The 18,965-nt window shown below is 60.4% G+C and carries 18 protein-coding genes; 11 read left to right on the forward strand and 7 right to left on the reverse strand.

Annotated elements, in window-relative coordinates:
- Positions 1 to 11: 11 nt before the first annotated feature.
- Positions 12 to 581: a DedA family protein gene (locus tag KHQ28_RS07485; RefSeq protein WP_002912833.1), complete on the reverse strand. Its 570-nt coding sequence runs from the start codon at positions 579 to 581 to the stop codon at positions 12 to 14.
- A 154-nt stretch (positions 582 to 735) separates the two neighbouring features.
- Here KHQ28_RS07485 and KHQ28_RS07490 point away from each other — a divergent pair, with 154 nt between their 5' ends.
- Together KHQ28_RS07490 and pbpG are read left to right on the forward strand one after the other, a co-directional pair.
- Positions 736 to 1,323 carry a Yip1 family protein gene (locus KHQ28_RS07490; protein WP_002912831.1) on the forward strand — a complete coding sequence of 196 codons (588 nt, stop codon included), beginning with the start codon at positions 736 to 738 and terminating at the stop codon, positions 1,321 to 1,323.
- Between the two features lie 188 nt (positions 1,324 to 1,511).
- Complete coding sequence (pbpG, locus tag KHQ28_RS07495) at positions 1,512 to 2,462, forward strand: D-alanyl-D-alanine endopeptidase (RefSeq protein ID WP_004180615.1); 951 nt, start codon at positions 1,512 to 1,514, stop codon at positions 2,460 to 2,462.
- 222 nt (positions 2,463 to 2,684) lie between these two features.
- Here pbpG and KHQ28_RS07500 read toward each other — a convergent pair whose 3' ends face one another.
- Together KHQ28_RS07500 and dld are read right to left on the reverse strand one after the other, a co-directional pair.
- A complete protein-coding gene (locus KHQ28_RS07500) occupies positions 2,685 to 3,239 on the reverse strand; it encodes a GNAT family N-acetyltransferase (RefSeq protein ID WP_002912829.1) in 555 nt (184 codons plus the stop codon).
- Positions 3,240 to 3,324: 85 nt separating this feature from the next.
- Entirely contained in the window at positions 3,325 to 5,070 is a 1,746-nt protein-coding gene (gene dld / locus KHQ28_RS07505) for a D-lactate dehydrogenase (protein WP_002912827.1), read from the reverse strand.
- A 194-nt stretch (positions 5,071 to 5,264) separates the two neighbouring features.
- Here dld and bglX point away from each other — a divergent pair, with 194 nt between their 5' ends.
- From bglX to KHQ28_RS07530, 5 genes are all read left to right on the forward strand, one after another.
- Positions 5,265 to 7,562, forward strand: a complete 2,298-nt coding sequence (bglX, locus tag KHQ28_RS07510) for a beta-glucosidase BglX (RefSeq protein WP_032418643.1) — start codon at positions 5,265 to 5,267, stop codon at positions 7,560 to 7,562.
- A 136-nt stretch (positions 7,563 to 7,698) separates the two neighbouring features.
- A complete protein-coding gene (locus tag KHQ28_RS07515; protein ID WP_002912823.1) occupies positions 7,699 to 8,616 on the forward strand; it encodes an ABC transporter substrate-binding protein in 918 nt (305 codons plus the stop codon).
- A 7-nt stretch (positions 8,617 to 8,623) separates the two neighbouring features.
- Positions 8,624 to 9,781, forward strand: a complete 1,158-nt coding sequence (locus tag KHQ28_RS07520; protein WP_023158496.1) for an ABC transporter permease — start codon at positions 8,624 to 8,626, stop codon at positions 9,779 to 9,781.
- Positions 9,774 to 10,721, forward strand: coding sequence for an ABC transporter ATP-binding protein (locus KHQ28_RS07525; RefSeq protein ID WP_004149083.1), 948 nt, complete (start codon positions 9,774 to 9,776; stop codon positions 10,719 to 10,721). The genes KHQ28_RS07520 and KHQ28_RS07525 overlap by 8 nt, the downstream gene beginning before the upstream one ends.
- Entirely contained in the window at positions 10,705 to 11,442 is a 738-nt protein-coding gene (locus KHQ28_RS07530) for an ABC transporter permease (RefSeq protein ID WP_004180609.1), read from the forward strand. The genes KHQ28_RS07525 and KHQ28_RS07530 overlap by 17 nt, the downstream gene beginning before the upstream one ends.
- Here KHQ28_RS07530 and KHQ28_RS07535 read toward each other — a convergent pair.
- Entirely contained in the window at positions 11,417 to 11,530 is a 114-nt protein-coding gene (locus tag KHQ28_RS07535; RefSeq protein ID WP_002912762.1) for a protein YohO, read from the reverse strand. The genes KHQ28_RS07530 and KHQ28_RS07535 overlap by 26 nt on opposite strands.
- Before the next feature lie 229 nt (positions 11,531 to 11,759).
- On the opposite strand from KHQ28_RS07535, the gene KHQ28_RS07540 reads away from it, so the two are divergent.
- The 3 genes from KHQ28_RS07540 to KHQ28_RS07550 are packed head-to-tail and all read left to right on the forward strand — an operon-like array spanning position 11,760 to position 14,679.
- Positions 11,760 to 13,448: a sensor histidine kinase gene (locus tag KHQ28_RS07540; protein WP_002912760.1), complete on the forward strand. Its 1,689-nt coding sequence runs from the start codon at positions 11,760 to 11,762 to the stop codon at positions 13,446 to 13,448.
- Positions 13,442 to 14,161 (forward strand): two-component system response regulator BtsR, encoded by a 720-nt coding sequence (gene btsR / locus KHQ28_RS07545; protein ID WP_004144215.1) that lies wholly within the window; start codon positions 13,442 to 13,444, stop codon positions 14,159 to 14,161. Before KHQ28_RS07540 ends, btsR begins: the two co-directional genes overlap by 7 nt.
- Positions 14,162 to 14,208: 47 nt before the next feature.
- Positions 14,209 to 14,679, forward strand: a complete 471-nt coding sequence (locus KHQ28_RS07550) for a DUF1456 family protein (protein ID WP_002912756.1) — start codon at positions 14,209 to 14,211, stop codon at positions 14,677 to 14,679.
- Between the two features lie 114 nt (positions 14,680 to 14,793).
- On the opposite strand, the gene metG is transcribed toward KHQ28_RS07550, so the two are convergent.
- Positions 14,794 to 16,827, reverse strand: coding sequence for a methionine--tRNA ligase (gene metG / locus KHQ28_RS07555; protein ID WP_026008351.1), 2,034 nt, complete (start codon positions 16,825 to 16,827; stop codon positions 14,794 to 14,796).
- Between the two features lie 153 nt (positions 16,828 to 16,980).
- Here metG and apbC point away from each other — a divergent pair, with 153 nt between their 5' ends.
- The gene (gene apbC / locus KHQ28_RS07560; RefSeq protein WP_032418644.1) at positions 16,981 to 18,090 is read left to right on the forward strand and encodes an iron-sulfur cluster carrier protein ApbC; all 1,110 of its coding nucleotides are present in this window, start codon (positions 16,981 to 16,983) and stop codon (positions 18,088 to 18,090) included.
- Here the strand turns inward: apbC and KHQ28_RS07565 are convergent.
- Together KHQ28_RS07565 and KHQ28_RS07570 are read right to left on the reverse strand one after the other, a co-directional pair.
- On the reverse strand, positions 18,087 to 18,551 hold the full coding sequence (locus KHQ28_RS07565; RefSeq protein WP_021440469.1) for a GNAT family N-acetyltransferase: 465 nt from the start codon (positions 18,549 to 18,551) through the stop codon (positions 18,087 to 18,089). The genes apbC and KHQ28_RS07565 overlap by 4 nt on opposite strands.
- Positions 18,523 to 18,840, reverse strand: a complete 318-nt coding sequence (locus tag KHQ28_RS07570; protein WP_002912749.1) for an RcnB family protein — start codon at positions 18,838 to 18,840, stop codon at positions 18,523 to 18,525. Before KHQ28_RS07570 ends, KHQ28_RS07565 begins: the two co-directional genes overlap by 29 nt.
- Positions 18,841 to 18,965: the final 125 nt, after the last annotated feature.

The following is an 18,965-nucleotide window of genomic DNA, read 5'->3' on the forward strand; positions in this document are numbered from 1 at the left end:
GGGCGCGCCGCTTAGTCTTTCTTCTTACTCTCGCGCCGCCTGAGCCACCAGTGGGCGGCCACCACCACCACCACCGCGAGGATCAGCCAGATCCAGTGCTTCAGATGGGCGTCCAGATGGTGCAGCCAAGGGCCAACCACCTCGCCGCCGAGATAGCCAATGGTGGTAAACAGCAGGGCCCACACCAGCGCTCCGACAATATTCAGCGGCAGGAAAATGCGCGGCGGCAGGCGGCTGGCGCCGATCAGCAGGGGGCCGATTACCCGGAAGCCATACATAAAGCGGGTGCCGATGACAAACAGCCACGGCCGGTGCTGGATCATACGCTGCGCTTTACGGATCCGCGCTTTCTGACTGGCGAAACGGCGCAGGATGCGTCCCCCGAAGCGGCGACCGACCAGATAGAGCAGCTGATCGCCAATCATCCCGCCGAGGGCGACGGCGATCACCACCAGGGGAAATTTCAGTAGCCCCTGATGCGCCGCGACGCCGCCCAGCAGGGTAATGGTCTCACCTTCCGCCATGCTGCCGACGATCAGCGCCGCGTAGCCATACTGGGAAATCAGGTGATTGATATCCATAAAAAGCTTTTCTCCTTACCTCATCACCTCTTAATCATACACCCTGCTGACCAAAACGCGGCGACGCAGAATTTTCTGTGCTGTACATAAAATAATCTACAGGGTGAATTATACTTGGATCAGTGCAGTACGAAGCCGTGACAAGGGGGACGCTATGAACCATGTCTGGGGGCTCTTCGCTCATCCCAACCGGGAAATGAGCGTGATTAAGAGCGAGAATGAAACCATTTCTCATCACTATACGCATCATGTGCTGCTGATGGCGGCGGTTCCGGTAATCTGCGCCTTTATCGGCACCACGCAGCTGGGCTGGAACTTCGGCGATGGCACCGTGATTAAACTGTCGATGCTGACCGGACTGGCGCTGGCGGTGCTGTTTTACGCCGTGATGCTCGCCGGGGTGGCGATCATGGGGCGGGTCATCTGGTGGATGGCGAGGCAGTATCCGCAGCAGCCTTCCCTGAAACGCTGCATGGTGTTTGCCGGCTACGTCGCCACCCCGCTGTTTCTGAGCGGGATTGTGGCGCTCTATCCGCTGGTCTGGCTGTGCGCGCTGGTCGGTACTATTGCGCTGTTCTATACCGGGTATCTGCTGTATCTCGGCATTCCGACCTTCCTGAGCATTAATCGGGAAGAGGGGTTAAGCTTTGCCAGCTCGACGCTAGCTATTGGGGTACTGGTGCTGGAAGTGCTGCTGGCCATCACCGTGGTGCTCTGGGGGTATGGCTACCGACTCTTCTGATCGGGCGACACGGGTAAATATGCATTGCCGGCAAATATGTATTTTATGTCGGCAATGCAGCATTTCTTCACGATTCTTATTAGGCACAGGGCCTTACGGCGCGGTATGATGGCGTTTGCCAGCGAAGTTGCCCACTTAACCTCGCGGCGTACGTTCCATAACGTGCAAAAATACTTTTCAGAATGCCCATGATGCCGAAATTTCGAGTCTCTTTGCTCAGCCTGACCTTGCTGCTGGCTGTGCCTTTTGCGCCCCAGGCGTTAGCAAAAACCCCGACGGCGGTGACCGCCTCGCAGCCGGAAATTGCCTCCGGCAGCGCCATGATCGTCGATCTGGCCACGAAAAAAATCATTTATGCCAGCCAGCCGGATCTGGTGCGCCCGATGGCGTCGATCACCAAAGTGATGACCGCCATGGTGGTGCTCGATGCCCATCTGCCGCTGGATGAGATGCTGACGGTGGATATCAGCCATACGCCGGAAATGAAGGGGATCTACTCCCGCGTGCGCCTCAACAGCCAGATTAGTCGCCGCGATATGCTGCTGCTGGCGCTGATGTCCTCCGAGAACCGCGCGGCCGCCAGCCTGGCGCATCACTATCCGGGCGGCTACGACGCTTTTATTCGCGCGATGAACGCCAAAGCCCAGGCGCTGGGCATGACCCATACCCGCTACGTGGAGCCCACCGGCCTGTCGGTGCATAACGTCTCCACCGCCCGCGATCTGACCAAACTGCTGATCGCCAGCGAGCAGTATCCGCTGATCGGCCAGCTGAGCACCACCAAAGAAGAGACCGCCACCTTCGCCCATCCGGCCTACAGCCTGCCGTTCCGCAACACCAACCATCTGGTGTATCGCGATAACTGGAACATTCAGCTGACCAAAACCGGCTTCACCAACGCTGCCGGCCACTGCCTGATTATGCGCACGGTGATTAACCAACGTCCGGTGGCGCTGGTGGTGATGGATGCCTTCGGCAAATATACCCACTTCGCTGACGCCAGCCGCTTGCGGACCTGGATTGAAACCGGGAAGGTGATGCCGGTACCCGCCTCGGCGCTGAGCTATAAAAAGCAGCGCGAAGCGCAGATGGCGGAGGCGATGCTGAAAGGCGGCGCGCAGACCGCGCAGAACGATTAATCTGCATGTCTCCCGGATGGCGGCGCATTGCGCCTTATCCGGGCTACGTGATTTGGCGCCGGGTTCGCCCCTTTCGTAGGCCCGGCAAGCGCAGCGCCGCCGGGCAATCAGGCCGAGTGCCGGTGTTTGTGCAGGATGGCGGCTGACGCCTCTCCGTAACCGCGCTGAACGGTAGCCCGGCTAAGGCGTTTACGCCGCGAGCCGGGGATTTGGCGCCGGATATCACTCCGGTAGCGTCCAGTCGCCGTCACCCAGCGCGCGCTGCATAATCAACGTATCCCGCCAGTCGCCCATCTTGTAGCCGACGCTGCGCAGCTGACCCGCCACGGTAAAGCCGAACTTTTTATGGATCGCCAGCGAGCCGGCATTGTTATGGCCATCGCCGATGATCGCCAGCATCTGCCGCCACGGGCCTTTCTCGCACTCAGCGATTAGCCTGGACAGCAGCGCGCTGCCGATGCCGCGTCCGCCCATTCCGGATTCCACGTATATCGATTCCTCGAGGGTGTAGCGATAGGCCGGACGCGGGCGATAGAAGGTGGCATAGCAGTAGCCGACGATAGCCCCGCGCCACAGCGCTACCAGCCACGGCAGCCCGTTGTCGCGCACGGTCTGGATCCGTTTACGCATTTCGTCAACGGTGGGGGGGATCTCTTCGAAGGAGGCGCGGCCATTAAGCACGTGCCAGACATACAGCGCGGCGATGGCGTGCGCATCGTCGGGCAGCGCTTCGCGAATTTCTAAATCACTGTCGAGTAACGGGGCCTCTGCGGGCATGGCGGCGCTCCTGAATCTGCCGGAGAAACATTCTCCGGCGTGCAGCGTAATACAGAAGCGCCAGGCTGAATAGTCCTGCCGTCGATTATTGCGGATCCGCCGGAGAGGCTGGCGTCGGGGCCGCTTCACCCCAGTATTTCTGCTTGCTGGTTTTACCAATCCCCGGGTTCATGCTGTTGGTGGGATCGTTCTGGCGATAGAACTGCTGCAGGCTCTCCGGGGCCTCATACAGATGACCCACGTTATGCTCCGCCGGGTACTGGGCGCCGCGCGCTTTCAGTAACTCCAGCATTTTTTCCTTCAGCGCGTGGGCGTCGACCCCTTTCCTGACGATGTAATCCTGATGGAACACATGGCACATAAAGTGGCCATAGTAGAGCTTATGCACCAGCTGGCTGTCGATTTCGGGCGGCAGATGTTCGAACCACTCGGTATCGTTACGGCGCAGGGCGATATCCAGCGCCAGAATATCTTCGACTTCGTCGGCATGCACCGCCTGATAGCGGATCGCCGCGCCGGCGGCGGCAAAGCGATGGAGGAACGCCTTGCTGCCTTCCTCCGGCGTACAGGCGAAGAAATCCCCCTCGGCCTGCTGGAAGTACTCCGTCAACCAACGCTGCGCTTCTTCGATGCCGTCGCCAGCCATCTTCAGCAGCAGATGATGTTCATATTTATCACGCCAGGTTTTCATCCGCTCCGGTAAATGCGCCGGAAAGACGTGGCCGAGTTTCTGCATAAAGCGGTCGGTAAAGTGCGGCTTAAACAGCGAGACTTTCTCCAGCATCGCGTCGGTGCGCCCCTTCATGGTGAAGAAGAACGGCATTTTGTCGGTGCCGAGCTTGTCGATCATCAGGAAGGTGTCTTTGCCATACTTCTCGGCGATATCGTAAATATCGCGGTGCATATATTCCCCCGCCACCGGCAGATGCTGGAACTCGGCGAGGATATGGCGGCGGATCTCGGTCAATACCTGCGGCTGGTTGGTGCCAATGTAAAACACCTGCTGACGCTTTTCCGCCGGGAAAGTATCGAGACGCACGGCGAAAACCGCCAGCTTGCCGGCGCAGCCGGAGGATTCGAACAGGCGGTCCGGGTCGGCGTTATAGCGCGCCGGGGTGTCGGCATCGACATCGCGCACGCGGGTGACATAGTCGTGATCGTGGGCGTGGCGGCCGTCGTGCAGCACATCGCTATCGCTAATCCGTTCGTCATCGAGGCGGCTGAGGATCTGCTCCGGCGTGCTGCCGAGATCGATGCCCAGATGATTGACCAGCTTCAGCTTGCCGTCGGCGTCAATCTGCGCGAACAGCGACATCTCAGTGTAGGCCGGCCCGCGCTGCACCAGCGAGCCGCCGGAGTTGTTGCAGATCCCGCCGATGACCGATGCGCCGATGCATGACGAACCGATCACCGAGTGCGGTTCGCGTCCCAGCGGTTTGAGCGCTTTTTCCAGCGAATAGAGGGTGGTGCCGGGCCAGGCCAGCACCTGCTCGCCTTTGTCCAGCAGATGCAGTTTGTCCAGGCGCAGGGTGCTGATAATCACGATCTCGCGATCGTAATCATTGCCGTTGGGGGTCGAACCTTCGGTCAGGCCGGTGTTGGCCGCCTGCATCAGAATAATTTTATCGGCGTCTACGCAGGCGTTGAGCACGCGCCAGAGCTCCAGCAGGGTACCGGGAAAGACAACCGCCAGGGCCTCGCCCTGACCGGAGCGGAAGCCTTTGCGGTAGCGCTGGGTTTTTGCCGGGTCGGTCAGCAGATGCGAAGGGCCAACCAGGCGCGCCAGGTCAGCCAGAAACGTTTTATGGGTGTCAGTGGGTGCAGATGACATGTTCCACTCCTTGTGGTGGTGCGCGAAATATCGAGGATAAGCATAGCGCTTTGTATGACAATTTGATGCATGAATGTTTCGCAAAAATCAGAGAAGAACCTTAGCATTCTGCGGGCGCGTTGTTTATATATATGGCAAACTGCGGTTTTTATTATGTTTTACCGAGTCCCCGTCTGAGATAAAGCGAGATAACAATGAAATGGCTCTGCACTGTAGGCGTCGCCGTGAGTCTGGCGCTGCAACCCGCGCTGGCGGATGAACTGTTTGGTAACCACCCCCTGACCCCGCAGGCGCGGGATGCCTTTGTCACCGACCTGCTGAAAAAAATGACGGTGGACGAGAAAATCGGCCAGCTGCGTCTGATAAGCGTTGGCCCGGATAACCCGAAAGAGGCGATCCGTGAAATGATCAAGAACGGTCAGGTGGGGGCGATTTTTAACACCGTTACCCGCCCGGATATCCGTGTGATGCAGGATCAGGTGATGCAGCTTAGCCGCCTGAAGATCCCGCTGTTCTTTGCCTACGATGTGCTGCACGGTCAGCGCACCGTGTTTCCGATAAGCCTCGGCCTGGCCTCGTCGTTTAACCTTGATGCGGTGAAGACCGTGGGCCGCGTGTCAGCTTATGAAGCCGCCGATGACGGCTTGAACATGACCTGGGCGCCGATGGTCGACGTCTCCCGCGACCCGCGCTGGGGACGCGCTTCCGAAGGGTTCGGGGAAGACACCTATCTGACCACGATGATGGGCCAGGCGATGGTGGAGTCGATGCAGGGCAAGAGCCCGGCGGACCGCTATTCGGTGATGACCAGCGTCAAGCATTTCGCCGCCTACGGCGCGGTAGAGGGCGGGAAAGAGTACAACACGGTCGACATGAGCCCGCAGCGCCTGTTCAACGACTATATGCCGCCGTACAAAGCCGGGCTTGATGCCGGCAGCGGCGCGGTGATGGTAGCCCTGAACTCGCTGAACGGCACCCCGGCGACCTCTGATTCCTGGCTGCTGAAAGACGTCCTGCGCGACCAGTGGGGCTTTAAAGGCATCACCGTTTCCGACCACGGCGCCATCAAAGAGTTGATTAAGCACGGCGTGGCCTCCGACCCGGAAGACGCGGTGCGCGTAGCGCTGAAGTCCGGCATCAACATGAGCATGAGCGACGAGTATTACAGTAAGTACCTGCCGGGGCTGGTGAAGTCCGGCAAGGTGACCATGGCCGAGCTGGATGATGCCACCCGACACGTGCTCAACGTGAAATATGATATGGGACTGTTCAACGATCCCTACAGCCACCTGGGACCGAAAGATTCTGACCCGCAGGACACCAATGCGGAAAGTCGTCTGCATCGTAAAGAGGCGCGCGAAGTGGCTCGCGAGAGCCTGGTGCTGCTGAAGAACCGTCTTGATACGCTGCCGCTGAAAAAATCCGGCACTATCGCGGTGGTGGGCGCGCTGGCGGACAGCAAGCGCGACATGATGGGCAGCTGGTCCGCGGCCGGGGTGGCCGACCAGTCGGTGACCGTCCTGACCGGCATCAAAGAAGCGCTGGGCGATAACGGCAAAGTGATTTACGCCAAAGGGGCGAACGTTACCGATGACAAAGGCATTGTCGATTTCCTCAATTTGTATGAGAACGCGGTGCAGGTTGACCCACGCTCGCCGCAGGAAATGATCGACGAAGCGGTCGCGGCGGCGAAGCAATCCGATGTGGTGGTCGCCGTGGTGGGCGAGGCGCAGGGCATGGCGCATGAGGCCTCCAGCCGGACCGATATCACCCTGCCGCAGAGCCAGCGCAATCTGATTGCCGCTCTTAAAGCCACCGGCAAACCGCTGGTGCTGGTGCTGATGAACGGGCGTCCGCTGGCGCTGGTGAAAGAGGATCAGCAAGCCGATGCGCTGCTGGAGACCTGGTTTGCTGGCACCGAAGGCGGCCACGCCATCGCCGACGTGCTGTTTGGCGACTACAACCCGTCGGGCAAGCTGCCGATGTCTTTCCCGCGCTCGGTGGGGCAGATCCCAACCTACTACAGCCACCTGAATACCGGCCGGCCGTATAATCCGGAGAAGCCGAACAAGTACACCTCGCGTTACTTCGATGAAGCCAATGGCCCGCTGTATCCGTTTGGTTACGGCCTGAGCTACACCACCTTTAGCGTCTCCGATGTCAACATGTCGTCGGCCACCATGCCGCGCGATGGCAGCGTGACCGCCAGCGTGCAGGTGACCAACACCGGCAATTGCGAAGGGGCGACGGTGATCCAGCTCTACCTGCAGGACGTCACCGCCTCCATGAGCCGGCCGGTGAAAATGCTGCGCGGCTTTAAAAAGGTCACCCTCAAACCGGGCGAAACGCAAACCGTTAGCTTCCCAATCGACGTCGACGCGCTGAAGTTCTGGAATCAGCAAATGAAATACGTTGCTGAGCCGGGCAAATTCAATGTCTTTATCGGCGTGGACTCCGCCCGCGTGAAGCAGAGCGAGTTTGAGCTGCTGTAAGGCATCGCTCTTAAGCCCAACGTCACGCTTTAAAGGCCGATTAATCGGCCTTTTCTTTTTCGCATCGCTGGCAAATGGGCTACGCTTTTCTCTTAAGCTTCTGTAAGCGAAGCGCAAAAGAACTGAGGGATGCGGGATGAAGATGGCAACGACATGGTCCGGCGCGCTGGCGCTGGCCGCCCTGATAAGTTTACCGCTGCAGGCGGCGGAGCCGGTGAAGGTCGGCTCGAAAATTGATACCGAAGGCGCGCTGCTGGGCAATATGATCCAGCAGGTGCTGGAAAGCCACGGCGTAAAAACGATTAATAAAATCCAGCTCGGCACCACGCCGGTGGTGCGCGGGGCGATTGTCGCCGGCGAGCTGGATATCTACCCGGAATATACCGGCAATGGCGCCTTCTTCTTCAAAGATGAAAACGACCCGGCGTGGAAGAATGCCCAACAGGGCTATGAGAAGGTGAAGCGCCTCGATCAGGAGAAACATCAGCTGGTATGGCTCACCCCGGCGCCGGCCAACAACACCTGGACTATCGCCGTGCGCCAGGACCTGGCGGAGAAAAATAAGCTGACCTCGCTGGCCGACCTCAGTCGCTACCTGAAGCAGGGCGGCGAATTTAAGCTGGCGGCTTCGGCGGAATTTATTGAGCGCCCGGACGCGCTGCCGGCGTTTGAAAAAGCGTATGGCTTCAACCTCAACCAGAACCAGCTGCTGTCGCTGGCCGGGGGCGATACGGCGGTGACCATCAAAGCGGCAGCGCAACAGACCTCCGGCGTTAACGCGGCGATGGCCTACGGCACCGATGGCCCGGTGGCGGCCCTGGGGTTACAGACGCTGAGCGACCCGCAGGGCGTGCAGCCGATATATGCCCCGACGCCGGTGGTGCGCGAGGCGGTGCTCAAGGCCTACCCGCAGATTGCCGACTGGCTGCAGCCGGTCTTCGCCAGCCTCGATGAAAAAACGCTGCAGCAGCTGAACGCCCGCATTGCGGTGGAGGGCCAGGATGCGAAGCGCGTGGCGGCAGATTATCTGCAGCAGAAAGGCCTGCTGAAGTAAGCCACCGGTGACCATTCGCTGTACTCATCGCGTCGGCCTGCTGCTGACAGGTCTGCTGCTGGTTACGCTGGCGCTGCCGTTTATTACTTACGCGCCGAATCGCTTACTCTCCGGCGAAGGGCGCGGGCTGTGGCAGGTAATGCCCTGGCTCGCCGGCGTTCAGCTGGCGGCGGCCCTTGCCGGGATGCTGCTTTGCTGGCTGCCAGGCAGGATCGTGCCGCTTCTCCACCTGCTGCTGGCCGAACTGCTCTTCCCGCTGCTTATCTGGGGCAGCGGCCAGGCGGCGCTTGAGCTCTCCCGCCACGGCTCGCCGCTGGCGCGCACCTCGCCCGGCAGCGGCCTGTGGTTGTCGCTGGCGCTTTGTCTGCTGCTGGCCAGCGAGGCCATCCGTCATCTTACCGTCCGGCCGCTCTGGCGCTGGCTGCTCAATGCGCAAGTCTGGCTGTTGCCGATCATCCTGCTCGCTATCGGGGCGCTCGATCAGCTCTCCTTGCTGAAGGAGTATGCCAACCGTCAGGAGGTATTTGATGACGCCCTGCGCCAGCATCTGCTTCTGCTGTTCGGCACCCTTCTGCCGGGCCTGCTGATTGGCCTGCCGCTGGGGGTATGGCTGTGGCGGCGTCCGCGCTGGCAGGCGCCGGCTTTCACCGCGCTCAATGTGATCCAGACTATTCCGTCGGTAGCGCTTTTTGGCCTGCTGATTGCGCCGCTTGCCGGTCTGGCGCGTTATTTCCCGACGCTGGGCGAGCTGGGCGTCTCCGGGACCGGCGTGGCGCCAGCCCTGATCGCTCTCACTCTCTATGCGCTGCTGCCGCTGGTGCGCGGGGTGGTGACCGGCCTGCAGCAAGTGCCGCAGGATGCCCTGGAAAGCGCGACGGCAATGGGCATGAGCGCCGGGCAGCGCTTTCGTCAGGTGCAGCTTCCGCTGGCGATGCCGGTACTGCTGCGCAGCCTGCGGGTGGTCAGCGTGCAAACCGTCGGCATGGCGGTAGTGGCCGCGCTGATCGGCGCCGGCGGCTTTGGCGCGCTGGTTTTTCAGGGGCTGCTGAGCAGTGCGCTGGATCTGGTGCTGCTGGGCGTGGTGCCGACCATTGCCCTGGCGGTGGTGGTGGATGCCCTGTTCGCCCTGTGGGGCGCCTGGCTAAAAGGAGAGGCCAATGATTGAATTTCAAGGGGTCAGCAAAGTGTTTGCCGGCCACCCGGCGGTGAAGGACCTGACCCTGGAGCTGCGCGAAGGCGCTTTCTCGGTGCTGGTGGGGACTTCCGGCTCGGGCAAGTCGACGACGCTGAAGATGATCAACCGTCTGCTGGAGCCGGACCGGGGCACCATTCGCTTTGCCGGCGAGGACATTCGCCAGCAGCCGGTCCTGACCCTGCGGCGGCGGATGGGCTATGCCATCCAGTCCATCGGCCTGTTTCCCCACTGGACGGTGGCGCAGAATATCGCCACCGTGCCGCAGCTGCAAAGATGGCCGCGGGCAAGGATCGCCGACCGGATCGACGAGCTGATGGCGCTGCTGGGGCTGGAGGCGACGCTGCGCGACCGTTACCCGCATCAGCTCTCCGGCGGCCAGCAGCAGCGGGTGGGGGTGGCGCGGGCGCTGGCGGCAGATCCGGAGGTGCTGTTGATGGATGAGCCCTTCGGCGCCCTCGACCCGGTGACCCGCGAGGCGCTGCAGCAGGAGATGCTGCGCATCCACCGTCTGCTGGGACGGACGATTGTGCTGGTGACCCATGATATTGACGAAGCGCTGCGTCTGGCGGACCACCTGGTGCTGATGGACGGGGGCGAGGTGGTCCAGCAGGGGGCGCCGCTGGAGATGCTCCTGCGACCGAAAAATAGCTTTGTACAGACCTTTTTTGGCCGCAGCGAGCTGGGCGTGCGCCTGCTGTCGCTGCGCGAGGTAGGGGACTATTTGCGTCCCGACGAACGGCTGGCGGGCGAGGGGCTGACCGTCACCATGACCCTGCGGGAAGCGCTGTCGCAGTTTGTCGCCCGGCGCTGCGAGACGCTGCCGGTGGTCGATGCCGAAGGCAGGCCCTGCGGTACGCTGCATTTTGCCGATCTGCTGCGTCAGGAGATGAGCCATGAAGGCGCTTCGTGAGCCGCTGTGGTGGCTTATCGCGCTGTTTATCGGCCTGCTGGCAGGGCTGCCCTACAGCGCGCCGCTGTTCAGTCGGCTGTTCCCGGAGCTGCCGCGGCCGGTCTACCAGCAGGAGAGCTTCTGGGCGCTCACTCTCGATCACGGCTGGCTGGTGGTGGCGTCCAGCCTCGCGGCAACGGCAATCGGGCTGGGGGCTGGGGTGGCGGTCACCCGGCCCGCCGGCGGCGCGTTTCGTCCGCTGGTGGAGACCATCGCCGCTATCGGGCAGACCTTTCCGCCGGTGGCGGTGCTGGCGATGGCGGTGCCGGTGCTGGGCTTTGGCTGGCTGCCGGCGCTGATAGCCCTCGCGTTGTATGGCATACTGCCGGTGCTGCAGGGGACACTGGCCGGGCTGGGTTCGATACCGCCTGGGGTGTCAGGCGTGGCTGAAGGGATGGGAATGACCGGCTGGCAGCGTCTGTATAAGGTGGAGCTTCCGCTGGCGGCCCCGGTGATCCTGGCGGGGATCCGCACCTCGGTCATCGTCAATATTGGTACCGCGACCATTGCCTCGACGGTGGGGGCCAGTACGCTCGGGACGCCGATCATCATCGGCCTGAGCGGCTTTAATACCGCCTATATTGTACAGGGGGCGCTGCTGGTGGCGCTGGCGGCGATTATCGTCGACCGCGCGTTTGAGCGTCTGACCCGCTGGATCAGCCGACACCGCCACGCACAATAAAGGAATAGCCGGCCAGCATTACGCCGCTGATCCCGCCGATGGCCATAAGTAAGAAGAGGGTGACGACCGCGATTTTCGCTGGCTTCATAATAGGCTCCTGATGTTAACAGGGGGATTATACGGTGAAGCGCAGGTGTTAATGAAACATTAATTGCGGTTTAGCGCGCCGCGCCGGGGTTTTTGCCGCGTTTGCTGCGCAACGCGCCGCAAAAAAGTGTGATCCTGGCCGTCGTTTTTCATTTTTATGCAGGGCTTCAAAGAAAGTTTTCGCCAGGCAGGGTATGGTACGCGCTTTCAGGCATGTGTGGTTTGCGGGTATGTACGAGTTTGATCTGGTGTTGCTGCTGCTTCAGCAGATGTGCGTATTTTTGGTCATCGCGTGGTTGATGAGCAAAACCCGACTGTTTATCCCCCTGATGCAAGTCACCGTTCGCCTGCCGCACAAGCTGCTGTGCTACGTCACCTTCTCCATTTTCTGCATTATGGGGACCTATTTCGGTCTGCATATCGAAGACTCCATCGCCAACACCCGCGCCATCGGCGCCGTGATGGGCGGCCTGCTCGGCGGGCCGGTGGTCGGCGGGCTGGTAGGGCTCACCGGCGGCCTGCACCGCTACTCGCTGGGGGGAATGACCGCCTTAAGTTGCATGGTCTCCACCATCGTTGAGGGGCTGCTGGGGGGGCTGGTGCACAGCGTGCTGGTCAAACGCGGCCGGCCGGACAAAGTCTTTAGCCCGCTGACCGCCGGGGCGATCACCTTCGTGGCCGAGCTGGTGCAGATGATGATCATTCTGCTGATTGCCCGCCCGTTCCAGGACGCCCTGCATCTGGTGCAGAGCATTGCCGCACCGATGATGGTCACCAATACCGTCGGAGCGGCGCTGTTTATGCGCATTCTGCTGGATAAACGGGCGATGTTCGAGAAGTACACCTCCGCCTTTTCCGCCACGGCGCTGAAGGTGGCGGCGTCCACCGAGGGGATCCTGCGTCAGGGGTTCAACGAAGAGAACAGCATGAAGGTGGCCCAGGTGCTGATCCAGGAGCTGGACATCGGTGCGGTGGCGATCACCGATCGCGACAAGCTGCTGGCGTTTACCGGCATCGGCGACGATCACCATCTGCCGGGCAAGCCTATCTCCTCCTCATATACGCAACGGGCGATTGAGACCGGGGAGGTGGTCTACGCCGACGGCAACGAGGTGCCTTACCGCTGCTCGATTCATCCGCACTGTAAGCTGGGGTCGACGCTGGTGATCCCCCTGCGCGGCGAGAACCAACGGGTGATAGGAACCATTAAACTGTATGAGGCGAAAAATCGCCTGTTCAGTTCGATCAACCGCACCCTCGGGGAGGGGATTGCCCAGCTGCTGTCGGCGCAGATCCTCGCCGGACAGTACGAGCGGCAGAAGGCGCTGCTGACGCAATCCGAAATCAAGCTCCTGCACGCCCAGGTCAACCCGCACTTCCTGTTTAACGCGCTTAACACGCTGAAGGCGGTGATCCGCCGCGACAGCGATCAGGCCGGCCAGCTGGTGCAGTATCTGTCGACCTTCTTTCGCAAGAACCTGAAACGGCCGACGGAAATTGTCACTCTTGCCGATGAGATCGAGCATGTTAACGCCTATCTGCAGATTGAGAAGGCTCGCTTTCAGGCTAACCTGCAGATCCAGATGGCGGTGCCGGAAGGGCTGGCGCATCACCAGCTGCCGGCTTTTACCCTGCAGCCGATCGTGGAGAATGCCATTAAGCATGGTACATCGCAACATCTTGGCGTCGGCGAAATTACCATCCGCGCCAGCCAGGACGATCGCTGGCTGCAGCTGGATATCGAAGATAACGCCGGGCTGTACCGGGCCAACCCCCAGGCCAGCGGGCTGGGGATGAATCTGGTGGACAGGCGGCTGCGGGCGCGTTTTGGCGCCGACTGCGGCATCAGCGTCACCTGCGAGCCGGAGCGCTTTACCCGTGTCACCCTACGTCTGCCCCTGGAGGAGAATGCATGCTGAGAGTATTGATCGTCGATGATGAGCCGCTGGCGCGGGAAAACCTGCGCATTTTGCTGGAGACACAGCGCGATATCGAGATCGTCGGCGAGTGCGGCAACGCGGTGGAGGCCATTGGCGCGGTGCATAAGCTGCGTCCCGACGTGCTGTTTCTCGACATCCAGATGCCGCGCATCAGCGGTCTGGAGATGGTCGGGATGCTCGACCCGGAGCACCGCCCCTATATCGTGTTTCTCACCGCCTTTGATGAATACGCGGTGAAAGCCTTTGAGGAGCATGCCTTTGACTATCTGCTGAAGCCGATTGAAGCTGCCCGGCTGGAGAAAACCCTCGCCCGCCTGCGCCAGGAGCGTAATCTGCAGGATGTGTCGCTGCTGGATGATGCTCAGCAGACGCTGAAATACATTCCCTGTACCGGCCACAGTCGTATCTGGCTGCTGCAGATGGAGGATGTGGCCTTCGTCAGCAGCCGGATGAGCGGCATCTACGTGACCGACCGCGAGGGAAAAGAGGGCTTTACCGAACTGACCCTGCGCACCCTTGAGAGCCGCACGCCGTTGCTGCGCTGCCATCGCCAGTACCTGGTGAATATGGCGCACCTGAAGGAGATTCGCCTGGAGGAGAATGGCCAGGCGGAGCTGCTGATGCGCGCCGGGCAAACGGTGCCGGTGAGCCGGCGCTATTTAAAAAGCCTGAAAGAGGCGATTGGCCTGTAAAGCTGGTACACTGCGCCCCATTGCATCATCGACAGTAAAAGGCCCTCATGCTCAGTAATGATATTCTTCGTAGCCTGCGCTACACCCTGAAAGTCAATAATAACGATATGGTGCGCATTCTCGCGCTCTCCGCTATGGAATCCACCGCCGCCAGCTTCGACACCTGGACGACGAAAGAGGATGAAGAGGGCTTTGTTCGCTGCCCGGACATTATCCTGTCGGGTTTCCTTAACGGCCTTATCTATGACAAGCGCGGCAAAGATGATTCGGCCCCGGAGCTGGCGCTGGAGCGTCGGGTGAATAACAACACGGTGCTGAAAAAGCTGCGGATCGCCTTCTCGCTGAAAACGGACGATATCCAGGCGATTATGAGCGAGCAGAAATACCGGGTGTCGGTGCCGGAGATCACCGCCATGATGCGCTCGCCTGACCACAAAAACTACCGCGAGTGCGGCGACCAGTTTCTGCGCAATTTCCTGCGCGGACTGACCCAGCGGGTGCATAACCCGAAGGCATGATTTTTTGCCGGGTGGCGGCTTCGCCTTACCCGGCCTACAACGACTGCCCCCGGGCGCGTGCTAGCATAGCGCCGCCGGGCAAAAAAAAGCCGGAGATACTCTCCGGCTTTTTTGTTATTTCACCTGCTGACCCGGCTTGGCGCCGTCGTCAGGGCTTAACAGGAAGATATCCTTCCCGCCAGGGCCGGCGGCCATCACCATGCCCTCGGAGATGCCGAAGCGCATTTTGCGCGGCGCCAGGTTGGCGACCATCACCGTCAGGCGACCAATCAGCGGCTGCGGATCCGGATAGGCGGAGCGGATGCCGGAGAAGACGTTACGTTTTTCGCCGCCGAGATCCAGCGTCAGGCGCAGTAGCTTGTCGGAGCCCTCGACGAATTCCGCGTTTTCAATCAGCGCCACGCGCAGATCGACTTTGGCGAAATCGTCAAAGGTGATGGTCTCCTGAATCGGATCGTCCGCCAGCGGACCGGTGACCGGCGCCGCGGTGGCTTTCACCTCTTCTTTAGAGGCTTCTACCAGGGCTTCCACCTGCTTCATCTCGATACGGTTGTACAGCGCCTTGAACGGATTGACCTTATGCGCCAGCAGCGGCTGCTGAATGGCGTCCCAGCTCAGTTCGCTGTTGAGGAACGCTTCCGCACGCGCGGCCAGCTGCGGCAGGACCGGCTTCAGCCAGGTCATCAGCACGCGGAACATATTCAGGCCCATGGTGCAGATGGCCTGCAGGTCGGCGTCGCGGCCTTCCTGTTTCGCCACCACCCACGGCGCCTGCTCGTCGACGTAGCGGTTAGCCACGTCGGCGAGGGCCATGATTTCGCGGATGGCCTTACCGAACTCGCGGCTGTCCCATGCTTCGCCGATGCTTTCCGCCGCGTCGGTGAAGGTTTTGTACAGCGCCGGGTCGGCCAGCTCAGCGGCCAGCACGCCGTTGAAACGCTTGCTGATAAAGCCGGCGTTGCGCGAGGCGAGGTTAACCACCTTGTTGACGATGTCGGCGTTGACGCGCTGCACGAAATCTTCCAGGTTCAGGTCGATGTCATCGATGCGTGAAGAGAGCTTGGCGGTGTAGTAGTAGCGCAGGCTGTCGGCATCGAAATGATTTAACCAGGTGCTGGCCTTGATAAAGGTGCCGCGCGACTTGGACATCTTGGCGCCGTTAACCGTCACGTAGCCGTGCACGAACAGATTAGTCGGCTTACGGAAGTTGCTGCCTTCCAGCATCGCCGGCCAGAACAGGCTGTGGAAGTAGACAATGTCTTTGCCGATAAAGTGATACAGCTCGGCCGTGGAATCTTTCTTCCAGTATTCGTCGAAGCTGGTGGTGTCGCCGCGCTTGTCGCACAGGTTCTTGAAGGAACCCATGTAACCGATCGGCGCGTCCAGCCAGACGTAGAAATATTTGCCCGGCGCGTTGGGAATTTCGAAGCCGAAGTACGGCGCATCGCGGGAGATGTCCCACTGCTGCAGGCCGGATTCGAACCACTCCTGCATCTTGTTCGCGACCTGCTCCTGCAGCGCGCCGCTGCGGGTCCACGCCTGCAGCATTTCGCTGAACGACGGCAGGTCGAAGAAGAAGTGCTCGGAGTCACGCATCACCGGCGTGGCGCCGGAGACCACCGATTTCGGGTCGATAAGCTCGGTAGGGCTGTAGGTCGCGCCGCACACTTCGCAGTTATCGCCATACTGGTCCGGAGATTTGCACTTCGGACAGGTGCCTTTCACAAAACGGTCCGGCAGGAACATGCCTTTTTCCGGATCGTAGAGCTGAGAGATGGTGCGGTTTTTAATAAAACCGTTCTCTTTCAGGCGGGTGTAGATAAGCTCCGACAGCTCGCGGTTCTCGTCGCTGTGCGTCGAGTGATAGTTATCATAGCTGATGTCGAAGCCGGCGAAATCGGTCTGATGCTCCTGACTCATTTCGCCAATCATCTGCTCCGGTGTGATACCGAGCTGCTGCGCTTTGAGCATGATCGGCGTGCCGTGGGCGTCGTCGGCGCAGATGAAGTTGACCTCGTGGCCGCGCATTCGCTGGTAACGGACCCAGACATCAGCCTGGATGTGCTCCAGCATGTGGCCGAGGTGGATGGAGCCGTTGGCGTACGGCAGGGCGCACGTTACCAGAATTTTCTTCGCGACTTGAGTCATAGTGAGCATTACATCTTCTGTTGTAAAAAGGGCTTCCGATATTACCAAAAGGGCTGTGGGTGCGCCATAAATGGCTGCCCATATATGGATAATCGTTACCTGTGATAAACTCTGTGATTACTGAAAGCATCTCAAAACAACAAAGGAGTCGGGATGAATTCGCAATCCCAGGCCAAATCCCCTGAGCGCCTACGTGCGATGGTCGCCGGGACGCTGGCCAATTTCCAGCACCCAACCCTGAAGCATAATCTCACCGTCCTTAAGGCGCTGCACCATGTCGCCTGGCTGGACGATACCGTCCATATTGAACTGCAAATGCCGTTCGTCTGGAGCAGCGCCTTCGAAGCGCTGAAAGAGCAGTGCAGCGCCGAACTGCTGCGCATCACCGGCGCGAAGGCCATCGACTGGAAGCTGACCCACAGCATCGCGACCCTCAAGCGGGTGAAAAACCAGCCCGGGGTCAACGGCGTGAAAAACATTATCGCCATCAGCTCCGGAAAAGGCGGCGTCGGTAAATCTTCTACTGCCGTAAACCTGGCGCTGGCCCTGGCGGCGGAAGGGGCGAAGGTGGGCATTCTGGATGCCGATATCTATGGTCCGTCGATTCCGACCATGCTGGGTGCGGAAGACAGCCGCCCGACCTCGCCGGACGGCACCCATATGGCGCCGATCATGAAATATGGTCTGGCAACCAACTCCATCGGCTACCTGGTGACCGACGACAACGCCATGGTCTGGCGTGGGCCGATGGCCAGCAAGGCGCTGATGCAGATGCTGCAGGAGACCCTGTGGCCGGATCTTGATTACCTGGTGCTGGATATGCCGCCGGGCACCGGCGACATCCAGCTGACCCTGGCGCAGAACATCCCGGTGACCGGCGCGGTGGTGGTCACTACGCCGCAGGACATCGCGCTGATCGACGCCAAAAAAGGCATCGTGATGTTCGAGAAAGTGGAAGTGCCGGTGCTGGGGATCGTGGAAAACATGAGCATGCATATCTGCAGCAACTGCGGGCACCACGAGCCTATCTTCGGCACCGGCGGCGCGCAAAAACTGGCCGAGAAATACCACACCCAGCTGCTGGGCCAGCTGCCACTGCATATTACGCTGCGGGAAGATCTGGATAACGGCACGCCGACGGTGGTGGCGCGTCCGGACAGCGAATTTACCGACATCTACCGCCAGCTGGCGGGCCGGGTGGCGGCCCAGATGTACTGGCAGGGAGAAGTGATCCCGGGTGAGATTGCCTTCCGCGCCGTTTAAGGCCGCGGCGAGCGCATTAGCCAGTATCTGCCCTCGGGCGACGCGCCCTGTGCTTCGATGGTCCAGCCATGACGCTGGTAGAAGCGCAGGGCGTTTTTATTTTCCATCAGGCACTTCAGCGTTCCGCTAGCGGTAAAGGTCCGTTCGACCTGCGCCAGCAGCGCGCTGCCGATATGTTTGCCTTGCCAGTCGGGGTCGACAAACAGATGGTGAAGGAAATTATCGGCGGTCCATACGGCGGCAAAGCCCACCGGCTGGCCGTCGCATTCCGCGACCCACAGCTGTTCATCCGCGGTGGCGGCATCGAAATCCTCCAGCCGCCACGCCGCGGCGGGAAGCCAGGTCCACGATAAACTGCGCGCCCGCAGGAAGATCTGGCGCAGCGCCGGAGAGTCCGCTGGCTCGCCGGGGCGGACGTGGAGATTGCGCGGATCAACGATGATAGAAGATCTCGCCATCATACACTTTGAGGATTTTGCCTTCGGTATCGGTGATCAGCACGTAGTTACCGCCCATATAGGTCCAGTGGCTGCCGGCGTCCGGCGCAGGCAGGTTACGCTGCTGCCACTGTTTAATGTTGTATTCCGGGGTGAGGTACATCGCCGGAACGGTGTCGCCGATGTGAAACTGGGTGAAATCGGCGGTGAACTCTTTCAGCGCATACTGATCGATCCCTGCGGCAGTAGCCGTCCAGCTGGCGCCAGCGGTGGCAAGAAGTACGCCCAGAAGCATCATTTTTGTTTTACGCATAGTTTCCTCAATATTACCTGGACTCAAAATAGCAGCCTCGTATCATTCCTGATGCGTTGCTGAAATGGCAAGCACTGGATTTTTAAAAAGTGTAAGCAAAACGCGGCGCAAGTCTTGTGCCGCTT

Origin of the sequence: Klebsiella sp. 28 (genome assembly GCF_018223905.1) — a bacterium.
Lineage (GTDB): Bacteria > Pseudomonadota > Gammaproteobacteria > Enterobacterales > Enterobacteriaceae > Klebsiella > Klebsiella pneumoniae.

What these genes read in the sequence shown, in the direction of transcription:
- pbpG (WP_004180615.1), top strand. Translation starts at nt 1,512, where the DNA reads ATGATGCCGAAATTTCGAGTCTCTTTGCTCAGCCTGACCTTGCTGCTG.
- apbC (WP_032418644.1), top strand. Translation starts at nt 16,981, where the DNA reads ATGAATTCGCAATCCCAGGCCAAATCCCCTGAGCGCCTACGTGCGATG.
- KHQ28_RS07530 (WP_004180609.1), top strand. Translation starts at nt 10,705, where the DNA reads ATGAAGGCGCTTCGTGAGCCGCTGTGGTGGCTTATCGCGCTGTTTATC.
- KHQ28_RS07515 (WP_002912823.1), top strand. Translation starts at nt 7,699, where the DNA reads ATGAAGATGGCAACGACATGGTCCGGCGCGCTGGCGCTGGCCGCCCTG.
- KHQ28_RS07565 (WP_021440469.1), bottom strand. Translation starts at nt 18,551, where the DNA reads ATGATGGCGAGATCTTCTATCATCGTTGATCCGCGCAATCTCCACGTC.
- KHQ28_RS07525 (WP_004149083.1), top strand. Translation starts at nt 9,774, where the DNA reads ATGATTGAATTTCAAGGGGTCAGCAAAGTGTTTGCCGGCCACCCGGCG.
- btsR (WP_004144215.1), top strand. Translation starts at nt 13,442, where the DNA reads ATGCTGAGAGTATTGATCGTCGATGATGAGCCGCTGGCGCGGGAAAAC.
- metG (WP_026008351.1), bottom strand. Translation starts at nt 16,827, where the DNA reads ATGACTCAAGTCGCGAAGAAAATTCTGGTAACGTGCGCCCTGCCGTAC.
- KHQ28_RS07550 (WP_002912756.1), top strand. Translation starts at nt 14,209, where the DNA reads ATGCTCAGTAATGATATTCTTCGTAGCCTGCGCTACACCCTGAAAGTC.
- KHQ28_RS07490 (WP_002912831.1), top strand. Translation starts at nt 736, where the DNA reads ATGAACCATGTCTGGGGGCTCTTCGCTCATCCCAACCGGGAAATGAGC.
- KHQ28_RS07485 (WP_002912833.1), bottom strand. Translation starts at nt 581, where the DNA reads ATGGATATCAATCACCTGATTTCCCAGTATGGCTACGCGGCGCTGATC.
- KHQ28_RS07500 (WP_002912829.1), bottom strand. Translation starts at nt 3,239, where the DNA reads ATGCCCGCAGAGGCCCCGTTACTCGACAGTGATTTAGAAATTCGCGAA.
- dld (WP_002912827.1), bottom strand. Translation starts at nt 5,070, where the DNA reads ATGTCATCTGCACCCACTGACACCCATAAAACGTTTCTGGCTGACCTG.
- KHQ28_RS07570 (WP_002912749.1), bottom strand. Translation starts at nt 18,840, where the DNA reads ATGCGTAAAACAAAAATGATGCTTCTGGGCGTACTTCTTGCCACCGCT.
- bglX (WP_032418643.1), top strand. Translation starts at nt 5,265, where the DNA reads ATGAAATGGCTCTGCACTGTAGGCGTCGCCGTGAGTCTGGCGCTGCAA.
- KHQ28_RS07540 (WP_002912760.1), top strand. Translation starts at nt 11,760, where the DNA reads ATGTACGAGTTTGATCTGGTGTTGCTGCTGCTTCAGCAGATGTGCGTA.
- KHQ28_RS07535 (WP_002912762.1), bottom strand. Translation starts at nt 11,530, where the DNA reads ATGAAGCCAGCGAAAATCGCGGTCGTCACCCTCTTCTTACTTATGGCC.